At 73.0% G+C, this 12475-nt stretch carries 10 protein-coding genes; 5 read left to right on the forward strand and 5 right to left on the reverse strand.

Features of this window, described 5'->3' with window-relative positions:
* The coding region (sucB, locus tag KR546_RS10660; RefSeq protein ID WP_238444695.1) for a 2-oxoglutarate dehydrogenase, E2 component, dihydrolipoamide succinyltransferase at window positions 1-1505 on the forward strand (1505 nt) is incomplete at its 5' end.
* A gap of 414 nt (window positions 1506-1919) precedes the next feature.
* On the forward strand, window positions 1920-3227 hold the full coding sequence (locus KR546_RS10665; RefSeq protein ID WP_238444696.1) for an MFS transporter: 1308 nt from the start codon (window positions 1920-1922) through the stop codon (window positions 3225-3227).
* Here the strand turns inward: KR546_RS10665 and KR546_RS10670 are convergent.
* A complete protein-coding gene (locus KR546_RS10670) occupies window positions 3217-4158 on the reverse strand; it encodes an acyl-CoA thioesterase (RefSeq protein WP_238444697.1) in 942 nt (313 codons plus the stop codon). The two genes, KR546_RS10665 and KR546_RS10670, sit on opposite strands and share 11 nt — an antisense overlap.
* A gap of 168 nt (window positions 4159-4326) precedes the next feature.
* Here KR546_RS10670 and KR546_RS10675 point away from each other — a divergent pair, with 168 nt between their 5' ends.
* Entirely contained in the window at window positions 4327-4932 is a 606-nt protein-coding gene (locus KR546_RS10675; protein WP_238444698.1) for a DJ-1/PfpI family protein, read from the forward strand.
* A 3-nt stretch (window positions 4933-4935) separates the two neighbouring features.
* Here the strand turns inward: KR546_RS10675 and KR546_RS10680 are convergent, their stop codons facing one another.
* Window positions 4936-6903: a M3 family metallopeptidase gene (locus tag KR546_RS10680; protein WP_238444699.1), complete on the reverse strand. Its 1968-nt coding sequence runs from the start codon at window positions 6901-6903 to the stop codon at window positions 4936-4938.
* A 71-nt stretch (window positions 6904-6974) separates the two neighbouring features.
* Here KR546_RS10680 and gpt point away from each other — a divergent pair, with 71 nt between their 5' ends.
* Window positions 6975-7472 (forward strand): xanthine phosphoribosyltransferase, encoded by a 498-nt coding sequence (gene gpt, locus KR546_RS10685; protein ID WP_238444700.1) that lies wholly within the window; start codon window positions 6975-6977, stop codon window positions 7470-7472.
* A gap of 87 nt (window positions 7473-7559) precedes the next feature.
* On the forward strand, window positions 7560-8840 hold the full coding sequence (locus KR546_RS10690; protein WP_238444701.1) for a saccharopine dehydrogenase family protein: 1281 nt from the start codon (window positions 7560-7562) through the stop codon (window positions 8838-8840).
* 15 nt (window positions 8841-8855) lie between these two features.
* Here the strand turns inward: KR546_RS10690 and KR546_RS10695 are convergent, their stop codons facing one another.
* From KR546_RS10695 to KR546_RS10705, 3 genes are read right to left on the reverse strand one after another with little or no spacing between them, the layout of a single operon-like run.
* Window positions 8856-10094, reverse strand: a complete 1239-nt coding sequence (locus KR546_RS10695) for an SAM-dependent methyltransferase (protein WP_238444702.1) — start codon at window positions 10092-10094, stop codon at window positions 8856-8858.
* On the reverse strand, window positions 10091-10984 hold the full coding sequence (locus tag KR546_RS10700; protein WP_238444703.1) for a DUF1365 domain-containing protein: 894 nt from the start codon (window positions 10982-10984) through the stop codon (window positions 10091-10093). The genes KR546_RS10695 and KR546_RS10700 overlap by 4 nt, the downstream gene beginning before the upstream one ends.
* Window positions 10981-12267, reverse strand: a complete 1287-nt coding sequence (locus KR546_RS10705) for an NAD(P)/FAD-dependent oxidoreductase (protein WP_238444704.1) — start codon at window positions 12265-12267, stop codon at window positions 10981-10983. The genes KR546_RS10700 and KR546_RS10705 overlap by 4 nt, the downstream gene beginning before the upstream one ends.
* Between the last annotated feature and the right edge of the window lie 208 nt (window positions 12268-12475).

The raw sequence follows: 12475 nt of genomic DNA on the forward strand, positions 1-12475 counted from the left end.
TCCGTCCGGACCGAAAGCCGCCCGCCATGGCCAACGTCGAACTGCCCCAACTCGGAGAATCGGTCACCGAAGGCGTCGTGACCGCCTGGCTCGTCGAGGTCGGTGACACCGTCGAGGTCGACGAACCGATCGTGGAGGTGTCGACCGACAAGGTCGACACCGAGATCCCCTCCCCCGTCGCCGGGGTCGTCCAGGAGCTCAAGGCCGAGGTCGACGACACCATCGAGGTCGGCCAGGTCATCGCCGTGATCGGCGAGGACGAGGGCGCTGACACCGACGGGGGCGGCGATGGCGACGGCGGCGCGGACGGTGCCGAGGGCGAGCCCTCCGGCGCCCCCGAGGACGAGGCCACCTCCGAGCAGGTCGCGGAGGAGATGGAGGCGGAGAGCGCAACGGACGAGGACGAGGACGACGACGAGTCGGCCGACGACGACGCACCGGCCGAGTCCACCTCGACGACGTCCGCGCCGTCCAGCCCCGCCCCGTCGGGCGGCGACACCTCCAGCAGCGAGGCCGTACTGACCTCGCCGCTGGTACGCAAGCTGCTCCGCGAGGCCGGGATCGACGCGGCCAGGGTCGAGGGCACGGGACCCGGTGGGCGGATCACCCGCGCGGACGCCGAGGCCGCCATCGCCGACCCGCCGGCCGACGCCACGTCCGGGGCGGCGCCCGCCACGGACCAGCCGGCCGCCGGGGCAGGCGTCACGCCAGCACCCGTCCAGGTCGCCGCCGTCGGCACGCCCGACCGTCCCCGTCCGTCCCCGACCCAGGTCGACTTCCAGGGCCAGCGCGAGGTCGTCCAGGACCTCACCCGGGTCCGCAAGGCCATCGCCAAGGGCATGATGGACTCGTTGCAGTCCACGGCCCAGCTGACCGCCGCGGTCGAGGTCGACATGACCGCGATCATGAACCTGCGGGCCGCCGTCAAGGACGACTTCAAGGCACGCGAGGGCGCCTCGCTCTCGCCGCTGCCGTTCGCGGCCAAGGCCGTGCTGATGACCATCCCGCGTCACCCCACGGTCAACGCGCGCATGGACCTCGACGCCGGCACGGCGACCTACTACCGCCACGTCAACCTCGGCATGGCCGTCGACACCGAGCGTGGCCTCCTGGTGCCCAACATCAAGGACGCCCAGGACATGACGGTGGCCGCACTGGCGCGCAACATCGCCGACATCGCGAAGCGGACGCGGGACAAGAAGATCTCGCCCGACGAGATCCAGGGCGGCACCTTCACGATCACCAACACCGGCTCGCTGGGCACGCTGTTCGACACGCCGATCCTCAACGCGCCCGAGGCAGCGATCCTGGCGACCGCAGCGATCGAGAAGCGCCCGGTCGTCGTCTCGGACGCCTGGGGCGACTCCATCGCGATCCGTTGGATGACCTATCTCTGCATGACCTACGACCACCGGATCCTGGACGGCGCCGACGCCGCCCGGTTCCTGCAGGACCTCAAGTGGGTCATCGAGAACCACGACTGGCGCGCCGAGGTCGGCGTCTGAGCCGACCCCACCACGCACCGGACCGGGCGCCCCATCGGGCGCCCGGTCCGCGTCCAGGGTCGTGCGGGGTCAGACACGACGCCCGCCGGAACCGCGGAAGAAGCCGCGGATCGCGCCCAGCAGTCCACCGGAGACACCGCCGCCACCCCGGTGGGTGGTGTGCGTCCTCCGGCTGCCGCCGGTCACTGAGCTGATGAGCCTGCGCAGGATTCCCATGGTGGGCCTCTCGTCGCGTTCCCGTCCGACGGTAGGAGCCGCCTCCACTGCCCCCCCTGCACGAACGCGGGGGGCGGCCAGTGCCGTCGCGGACGGGGAGCCGGTCGGCGGCAGGGGCGACCGACGGGCATCCTCCACGTCAACCCGACCCGTGCCACACCCGGCCCGCGGCCCGGGCCCCACGGACGGGAGCGGACGGTGATCGAGCCAGCAGCGGCACGGCCGGCGTCGCCGTGGGCCCACCGCAACTTCCGACTGCTCTTCACCGCCAACGCGGCCGACATGGCAGGCACGGCAGTGGCGCCCATCGCGCTGTCGTTCGCGATGCTCGACCTCACCGGGTCGTTGACCGACCTCGGCCTGGTGGTCGGTGCCCGCTCCCTGGGGCTGGTCGTCCTGCTGCTGGTCGGGGGGGTGCTGGCCGACCGGTTCCGACGGTCTCGCGTGCTGGCGTGGTCCAACGTCGTCAACGGGCTCGTGCAGACCGCCGTGGCCGTGCTGGTCGGGACCGGGACCGGGTCCGTGCCGACGCTGGTGGTCCTGTCCCTGGTCGCCGGTGGCGCCGACGCGATGTCGTTCCCGGCGATCCAGGGCGTCCTGCCCCAGACGGTCCCCCGACCGTTGCTCCAGCGGGCCAACGCGCTCAACTCGTCGGGGCGCAACACCGTGCAGCTGGTCGGGCTGGTCGGCGGTGCCGCGCTGGTCGCCTTCGTCGGGCCGGCGTGGGGCCTGGCGCTCGACGCGGCGTCCTGCCTGGTAGCGGCGGTCCTGTTCTCCCGGCTGCGCCTGCCACGGCGCGAGCGCGGTGCCGGCTCGACCATGCTGGCCGACCTGCGCGAGGGCTGGTCGGCGTTCACGGCGCACCAGTGGCTGTGGGTGACCGTGCTGTCCTTCATGGTGCTGATGATCGCCTTCAGCGCGACCGTCACGGTCCTCGGGCCGGCCGTGGCGGACCAGACGATCGGGCGGGCCCAGTGGGGCTGGGTCCTGGGTGCCGAGGCGTCCGGCGTGCTGGCGGCGACCCTGCTGCTGTCCCGGGGCCATGCCCGCACCCGACGCCTGTGGCAGGGCATGGTCGGCATCCTGCTGCCGGTCGGGCTGATCGTGGCGCTCGGGATCGCCCCACGGCTGTGGATCCTGCTCGTGACGGCCCTGGCCTCGGGGGCGGGGATCGGCGTCTTCGTCGTGACCTGGGACACGACCCTGCAGGCCAACGTGGCCGAGGAGCACCTGTCGCGGGTCGCGTCGTTCGACGCGTTCGGGTCGATCCTGATGACGCCGATCGGCCAGGCGATCGCCGGCCCGCTGGCGGCGGCGTTCGGGTTGGCGGCCACGCTGGTCGGCGCCGGCGTGCTGGTCGTGGTGGCCGTGCTGGGGGCACTGGCCGTGCCGGCCGTGCGGCACCTGCCGCCGCCACGCCTGGACGAGGGACCCACGGACCCGGGGGGACCCGGCGGTCCGGGCGGTCCGAGCCCGTCCGCGCCGGAGCCGGTCGCTACTCCTTGATCCGGAGCATGCCCTCCTGGGCCACGGTGGCCACGAGCGTCCCGTCACGGGTGAACATCCGGCCCAGGCCCAGCCCGCGTCCGCCCTGGGCCGACGGCGACGACTGCGTGTACAGCGTCCACTGGTCGATGCGGGGTGGGCGGTGGAACCACATCGCGTGGTCCAGGCTGGCCGGACGCAGCCGCGGATCCGACCACGCCACGCCGTGGCGACGCAGGACGGGCTCGAGCAGGGTGTAGTCGGAGCTGTAGGCCAGCACGGCGGCGTGCAGGAGCGGATCGTCGGGCAGTTCGCCCCGCGCCTTGATCCACACCCGCTGGCGTGGCTCGCGGACCGGCGACGGGGACGCCCAGACCTGGCCGTCGACGTGACGCAGGTCCAGGGCGCGTCGCCGCGCGAACATCGCCACGCGGGGGTCACTCGTGCCGGCCAGGGCCTCCTCGGCCGACGGCAGGGTCTCGGGGTCGGGCACGTCGGGCATCGTGTCCTGGTGGTCCAGTCCCCCGGCCGGCGCCTGGAACGAGGTGATCATCGACAGCAGGATGTTGCCGTCCTGGACGGCGTGGACCCGCCGGGCCGAGAACGACCGACCGTCGCGCATCCGCTCGACCACGAACTCGATCCCGCGCTCGGAGTCCCCCGGACGCAGGAAGTAGCCGTGCAACGAGTGGATGTGGCGGTCGTCACCGTCGACCGCCTCGACGGTCCGCCCCGCCGCGATCACGCACTGGGCGAGCACCTGCCCCCCGAACACGCGGCCGTGGGGCTGTGGCTGGCTGCGTCCACGGAACATCAGCGCGTCGGTGGTCCCGGTCCGTCCGGCCTCCCCGTCGCCGGACACCTCGATGTGGCGACGTCCCACCTCCTCGAGGTCGAGCACCTCGAGCAGGTCGGTGACGGGATCGAGGTCGGGTTCCGAGATGTCGTCCATGGCCCGCACGCTAGCCGGAGCACCTGCCGGCGATCGGACCCGGGGTGACGGCAGGATCCTTGCGGTGCTCGTCGGGATCGACCCACCCGCGGCCTCCGCAGGCGTGCCATGCTGTCCCCGAACGACCGATCCGCCGACGCGCGCCGTTTGCCACCGAGGGAGCCACCCATGCTCGACATCGCCCTGGTCCTGTTCGACGACGTCGTCCTGCTCGACGTCGGCGGACCGTGGGAGGTCTTCCTGACCGCCAACCGACTGGTGGCCCGCGCGGGCGGGGACGAACCATTCACCGTCACGGCCGTGGCCGTCGAGCCAGACGTGCGCGCCCACGGGGGCCTGGGCCTGGTCGGCACCGCCGACCCGGCCGACGTCGGGTCCGTGGACGTGCTCGTCGTCCCGGGCGCGGTCGACCTCGACGCGGTCCTGGCCCGCCCCGTCGTGCGCCGGGCCGTCGCCGAGCTGGCCGGTCGCGCGGCACTGCTCGCGTCGGTCTGCACGGGCGCCCTCCTGCTGGCCGACGCCGGCCTGCTCGACGACGTGACGGTGACGACCCACCACGAGGACGTCGGTGCCCTGGCCGCGATGGTCGGGGAGGGTGCCGTGACCGCCCGATGGGTCGACGCAGGGGACGTGGTGACGTCGGGGGGGCTGTCGTCGGGCATCGCGATGGCGCTGCACCTGGTCGAGCGGCTGGTGTCACGCGACCTGGCCGTGGCCACCGCCACGCAGATCGAGTACGACTGGGACCCCGACGACGGGATCGTGGTCACCTGACCCTCAGTCCGCGAGCCCGAGCTTGCGCAGGAACGCCCGGTCGTCGGGGTCCCGGCCCAGGAAGTCGCGCAGCAGTTCGATGGCGTCGTGCGTGCCGCCGGGCTCGAGCACGGCTCGGCGGTAGTCGCGTCCCACCGACGGGCTGGTGACGCCCTCGGCCTCGAACCGGCTGAACATGTCGTCGCCGTAGACCTCCGACCACAGGTAGCCGTAGTAGCCGGCGTCGTAGCCACCCATCAGGTGGCCGAAGCTCGCCGGGAAGAAGGTGTCGGGGTCGGGCGGGAACGGGGTCACGTCGGCCGCTTCGCGGTCGATCGCGTCGAGGTCCTTCGGGCTGGTCGCGTCGTGCAGGCGCAAGTCGAGCAGGGCGAACTGCAGCTGGCGCAGGGTGGCCAGACCGACGTTGAGCCGGCGTGCCTCCACCAGTCGGGACACCAGGTCGCCCGGGATGGGCTCGCCGGTGTCGAAGTGGAAGGCGAACCGGGCCAGGACGTCGGACTGCCACGTCCAGTGCTCCATGATCTGCGACGGGGCCTCCACGAAGTCCCGCTCGTTGGCCACCCCGGAGAACCGGACCAGCTCGGCCCGGGTCAGGACGCCGTGGAGCACGTGGCCGAACTCGTGGAAGTAGGTCTCGACGTCGCGATGGGTCAGCAGGGACGGCCGGTCGTCGGTCGGTCGGGGGAAGTTGGCGACGATCGCCACCTCGGGCCGCTGCCACGAGCCGTCCGCCAGCCGACGTGCCGGGACCAGGGGGAAGGCCGCGGCATGGCTGAAGGTGCCCTCGCGGGGGAACAGGTCCATGTGGACCAGCCCGAGCCGCTCGCCCGAGTCCGCGTCGCGCACCACGAGCGAGACCACGTCGTCGTCCCAGGTGTGCACGTCGACCGGCTCCCACACCAGCCCGAACACCTCGGCGGTCAGGTCGAGCAGACCCTCCGTGACCTGCTCGAGGGGGAAGTACTCGGCCACCTCGGCCTGGTCCACGCCGTGGTCCGTGCGACGCTGCTGGGTGTCGTAGAACCGCCAGTCGAAGGCCTGCACGGGCGGGTGGTCGCCGTCGGCCTCGAGCAACTCCTGCATCCGTGCCAGCTCGTCGACCGCCCCCTCGGTCAGCGGGCCGCGCAGCCGGTCCAGGAACGCCTCGACCCGCTCCGGGGTCTCGGCCATGCGGTGCTCGAGCTGCAGGTGGGCCCACGACGGACGGTCGAACAGGCGGGCGATCTCGGCGCGGATCGCGACCGCCTCGTCCAGGATCGGCCGGTTGGGCACCTCGGCCCGGGAGTTGAAGGCCCGGTGGACCCGGGCGCGGAGCCCGCGGTCGCGAGCCAGGTCCATCACCGGCACGACGTCCGGGTAGGCCATGGTCAGGATTCGGCGGTCGTCGGCGGGCGACGGGGCGAGCGACGCGATCCAGTCGTCGGGCATGCCGTCGAGCTCGTCGGGGTGCACCAGCAGCCGGGTCGGGTCGTCGGCGATGTTGGTCTCGAACGTGACCCCCAGCTCCACCAGCCGGGTCGTGAGCTCACGGACCCTGGCGCGGGCAGCGGGTGCGAGCTCGTGGCCGGCCCGGCGGAAGTCGCGACGCAGGAAGGTCAGCAGCCGGGCCTCCTCGCCCTGCAGCGTCGCCGCCTCGTCGGTCTCGCCGAAGGCGGAGACGGTCGCGAACAGGTCGTCACGGAAGGCGAGGTCGGCCTCCCACGTCGCGAGTCGCTGCTCGGCGACCCGTCCGGCCGCGCGCACCTGCGCGTCGTTGTGGACGTGGCCCAGGAAGCCGGTCGTGCCGTACACGCGGCCGAGCCGGTCGGCGACGTCCTCCAGCGGGCCGAGCACCTCCGCGAAGGTGCCGTGGCCCCCGGTCGCCACGATGCGGGCGACGTCCGCATCGGCGGCGGCCAGGGCGTCGTCCACCGCGGCGGCGAGCTCGTCGGGCGTGCGGGTGTACGGGTCGTCGGGCGTGTCGTCGGTCATGCCCCCGGACGCTAGCCGTCGTGTCCGGACCCAGGCTGGCATGCTGGCGTCGTCGACGACCAGGAGACGCGATGCCACCCACCGAGAAGTCCTATCCCGTTTCCTGGGACCAGTTCCACCGGGACGCCCGGGCCCTGGCCTGGCGCCTGTCGGACCGGGCGACGTCGTGGCGCGCGATGGTCACGATCACCCGGGGCGGCCTGGTGCCGGCCGCGATCATCTCGCGCGAGCTCGAGATCCGGGTCGTGGAGACCGTGGGGGTCGCCTCGTACCACGACTACGACGAGCAGGGTGACATCCGGGTCCTCAAGACCATCACGCCGGACTTGCTCACCGACGACGGCGCGGACGTGCTGATCGTCGACGACCTGGTCGACACCGGCGCGACCGCCCGAGTGGTGCGCGAGATGCTGCCCGCCGCCCACCTCGCCACGGTCTACGCCAAGCCGTTGGGGCGCCCGGAGGTCGACACGTTCGTGACCGAGGTGAGCCAGGACACCTGGATCTACTTCCCGTGGGACCTGGGCATGGCCTTCCAGGAACCGATCATCGGGCCGCCCGGCCGGTGATGCCAGGACCCGCGATCGTCGCCGTGCGGCACCATCGGGACGACGCACGGCCCGCCTCGCCTCCCCCACGACGAACGGTCCTCATCGATGTCCTCCCCCACGCCCGACGGCTCCCCGATCGCCCCGGAGGACCGACCCCACGACATCGTGGTCCACGGCGCGACCGGCTTCGTCGGCCGGCTGACGGCACAGCACCTGCGCGACGTCGCACCGCCCGACCTGGTGATCGCCCTGTCCGGCCGCTCGCGGGAACGGCTGTCCGCGCTGCGCGACGACCTCGGTCCCCGCGCCGCGGACTGGCCGCTGGTCGTCGCCGACAGCCTCGACCCCGACGACGTGACCGCCCTGGCACGGTCGACCCGGGTGGTGGCGACCACCGTCGGCCCCTACGACTGCTTCGGGCTCCCGCTGGTCGAGGCCTGCGCGGCCGCGGGCACCCACTACGCCGACCTGACCGGCGAGGTGTCGTTCATGCGCGACTCGATCGACGCCGCACACGACGTCGCCCGGACCTCCGGCGCACGGATCGTGCACGCGTGCGGGTTCGACTCGGTCCCGTCGGACCTGGGCGTGCACCTGCTCGCGACGTACGCGGCGGCCCACGAACTGGGTGAGCTGGGTCCGACCACGCTGGTCGTGCGGGCAGGACGTGGCGGGATCAGCGGCGGGACGATCGACTCCCTGCGACACCAGGTCGACGCGATGCGCCACGACGCGGACCTGCGCCGCCTCGTCCTCGACCCCTACGCCCTCAGCCCCGACCGGGACGCCGAGCCCGATCGCGACCCCGGCCCCGCGGGTCGTGACCGCGACCGCGTCGGCATCGTCCACGACCCACGGCTGGGCGGATGGCTCGCGCCCTTCCCGATGGCCCCCGTCAACACCCGGGTCGTGCGCCGCTCCAACGCCCTGCTGGGCCACGCCTGGGGCCGCTCGCTGCGGTACCGCGAACTGGTGCGGACCGGCACGTCCCCGCTGGGCGCGCTGGTGGCGGGCGGCATGGTCGCCGGCCTCGGAGCACTCGTCGCCGCCATGGCGTTCACCCCCACCCGGGCGCTGCTGGACCGGGTGATGCCGGACCCCGGTGACGGGCCGGCGGAGCAGCTGCGCGAGGACGGGTTCTTCCGCATCGACGTGCACACCACGACCACGACCGGGGCACGGCTCCACGCCGAGATCGCGGCCCCGGGGGATCCCGGCTACGGCGCGACGAAGGTGATGCTCGGGGAGGCCGCGCTGGCGCTGGCCGGTGATCCCGCCACACTGCCCGACCGGGCCGGGGTGCTCACGCCGTCGACGGGGATCGGCGACGTCCTGGTCGACCGTCTCCGTGCCGCCGGCCACCGCTACGAGGTGGTGGCCGACTGAGTCCCGGCCGGAGCCTCAGCCGGGCTGCTCCCAGGTCCACTGGGCCACGCCGATCCGGCCGATCTCGAAGCCTGCTTGGCAGTAGCCGAGGTAGTAGTGCCACATCCGGCGGAACCGGTCGTCGAACCCGAGCGGACGAAGGTCGTCGAACGCACCGTCGAAGTCCCGCCACCACGTCGCCAGCGTGCGCGCGTAGGACGGCCCGAAGTCGTGGACGTCGCGCTCCCGGAGCCCGGCCCCGGACGCGAGGTCGCGCACGACCGCCGGCGACGGGAGGCGACCGCCCGGGAAGATCCAGGTCGTGATGAAGTCCTCGCGGTCGGCATAGGTCGCGAACAGGTCGTCGGCGATCTCGATCACCTGGTAGACCGCCCGGCCGCCCGGCCGCAGCGCGCCGGCGGTGACGGCGAACAACTCGGCCCAGCGTTCCTGCGGGATCGACTCGATCATCTCGATCGACACCACGGCGTCGAACGAGCCGCGCGCGAACGTGGTCGGGATGTCGGCGAAGTCGAGCAGGTGGAGGTCGACGCGCTCGGACAGGCCGGCGTCGGCCAGCCGCTTGCCGGCGAAGGTCAGCTGCTCGCGGGCGATCGTCACGCCGGTGACCAGCACGCCACGTGCCGCCGCCACCTCGGCGAACCCACCCCACCCGAAGCCGATCTCGAGCACCCGGTCGCCGTCGCCGAGCCCGGCCCGGTCGAGGATGCGCTCGTACTTGGCGACCTGCGCCGCGGCCAGGGCGTCTCGTCCCACCGGCGGGGTCGACACCGGCAACGGCCCCGACGACGGGACCGTCGGGAGGTCCTGGGGGTCGAACAGCGCGGACGAGTAGGTGACGGTCCGGTCGAGCCAGGCCGTGTAGAAGTCGTTGCCGAGGTTGTAGTGGTCGGCCATGGTGTCGACCGCGCCGTCGGCACCCAGGCGCGCGGTCACGGCGCCGAACAGTCGTCCGGTCAGGGCCTGGACGCGCTGGCCCAGGTCCGAGCGCACCCGTTGGTCGACGCTCGCGCTGAGCACGCGCAGCGCGCCCGGCAGGTCGTCGGTCTCCCAGCCTCCCTCCACGAAGCTCGATCCCAGCGCGGACGCTCCCCCGGTCGCCAGGCGCCGACCCAGACCGGGATCGTGCACCACGATGGCCACGTCGGGTCCTGCCCGGCCACCTCGGTGGATCCGGCGTCGGCCGTCGGGCGTGGTCAGGTCGATCGACCCGGCCACGATCTGTCCGGCGAGGGCGTGCAGCAGTCGGCTCATGCCGCCACCTCCGTGGCCGGTTCGCGGTCATGGGTCACCGGGCAGCCGGTGGTCACCCCGCGGTCGTGGTCGGGCACCGGGCGGTAGGTCGCACCCTTGGCCCACAGTCGCGCGGCGTGGAGGTGGATGCCACCGGTCACCGCCTGGGGCAGCAGGGGGTGGCGGGCCATCGAGCGCCACAGCCCCGCGGTCGTGAAGGCACGGCGGCGACCGGTGAAGGACGCGGTCAGGGTGTGGCCGTCGCCGGCGTGGTGGAGGATGCCCAGCGCCGCCCGGTCGTCGGGCATGCGCAGGGTGAAGTCGTAGGTCCCGTCGACGTCGAAGAAGGGCGAGACGTGGAACGCCTTGTCGGCCCGGTGGCGCACCACCGTCGCCCCCTCGGGGTCGGGGCCGACGCGACCGGCGAGGGGATCGGGGACGACGTAGGCATGGCGCTGGCCGAAGGTGTTGCGGACCTCGTGGACCACCGCGGACGGCCGGCCGCCGGCGTCGTGGCCGAACCAGACGCTGATCGGGTCGAAGGCGTAGCCCAGGACGCGGGGCATGCTCAGGACCTGCAGGGGGCCGGACACGTCGCGCACCCCCGCGCCGGCGGTGACCTCGGTGAACCAGTCGCGCAGGTCCGAGCCGTCGGCACGGCCGTGGTCGTCGGTGCGGAAGGCGACCGGGGCGGGACGGTCTACCCCGAAGCCGGTCACCTCGCGGTCGAGCAGGTCGAGCTCGTCGAGGTCGAACAGCCCCATCACGACCCGCTGGCGCAGGTCGTGGTCGATCTCGCCACGACGCCGATGGACGACGACCCCCGGGTACAGGCCCGAGCGGAGCCCGTCCGCGCCGGAGGACGTCGGACGAGCAGGCGAGGAGGTCGTGCGGGCAGGCATGGCACTCATGGTGCCACCACCGCGGCCGCAGGACGACCGTCCCGACGCGGCGGGCCCTCGACGTCGGCGATCGCGGCACCGACGGCCAGGCCGGACTCCAAGCCGTCCTCGTGGAAGCCGTAGCCGGTCCAGGCGCCGCAGACCCACACCCCGTTGACGCCCTGGATCGAGGGGATGGCCCGCTGGGCGGCGACCTCGCGCTCACCCAGCACGGGATGGCGGAACTCGCGCTCGGCCCGCACCCCCTGCAACTCGCGAGTCGGGTTGAGGGTCACGAACAGGTCGGTGTCGGTGTCCAGCGGCTGGAGCCGGTTCATCCAGTAGGTCACCGCGACCTCGCCGCCGGTGACGACGTTCCACGACGACCACAGGCGCCGGTCGTCGGGCATGACCGATGCGTCGGTGTGGAGCACGGCGGTGTTGTCGCTGAAGGCGAAGTCGCCCAGCACTCGGTCCTGGCCGGGCGTGGCGGCGTCACCCAGCAGCCAGCGCGCCGTGTCGGCCGGTGTCGCGAGCACGACGTGGTCGGCGCGCAGGAGGTCACCACGACCGTCGTCGCCGCGACCACCGTTGACCTCGACGACCCATTCGTCGCCGTCACGATGCAGGTCGGTCACGACGGCGTCGTGGGTGACCGTGCCGGCGAGGCGATCCACCAGCGCGTCGACGTAGCGGGCGGAGCCGCCACGGACCGTGCGCCAGCGGGGGCGATCCACCAGGTCGAACAGGCCGTGCTGGTCGAAGAAGGTCACCATGCTGGCCAGCGGCATCCGCTCGACGTCGGCACCGGGTGCGGACCAGATGGCCGAGACCATGGGGATCACGTAGTCGTCCACCACGGTCGACCCCAGCACGGCGCGGCTGTCGCCGATGGTCGCCCCCGTCCGGGCCAGCGCACGGGCCCGGCGGCCGAGCAGGACGATCCCGGCGAGGCGTTGCCAGCCTCGTCGCGTCCGCCACCGCCCGTCCCCCAGCAGGCCGGACGCCGTCCCGGCGTAGGCGTCGTCACCCAGCTGGACCGACAGCGACATGTCGCTGGGAGCCGTCTCCACGTCGAGCTCGTCGAACAGCTGGAGCAGCTCGGGATAGGTCTGGTCGTTGCAGACGATGAAGCCCATGTCGACGTCCACGTCGAGGTCGTCCACATGGACGGTCACGGCGTTGCCGCCGACGTGGTCATCGGCGTCCAGCACCTGCAGTCGGGGGTCGTGTCGCAGGGCCCAGGCTGCTCCCAGCCCGGCCACGCCTGCGCCCACGACGACAGTACGAGTTCCACGCGCATCGACCCTCACGTCGCATGCCTCCTGCACGTTCGTCGGCCCCGCGCGGCGTTCGGTCGAACGCCGACGCTAGTCGTTCGCAGCCGACGCTCGTTCGGTTCGTTGCAACGGCAACGAACCCGGGGGCATTCCCCCACGCCGGCCGGACGGTGGTGTTCCCGGTCTCCGTCGGGGCCCGGTCGGGCGGCACCACGCACGCCGTACGCTGCCGGTGATCGAG

The organism is Salsipaludibacter albus (assembly GCF_019798055.1).
Taxonomy (GTDB): domain Bacteria; phylum Actinomycetota; class Nitriliruptoria; order Nitriliruptorales; family Nitriliruptoraceae; genus Salsipaludibacter; species Salsipaludibacter albus.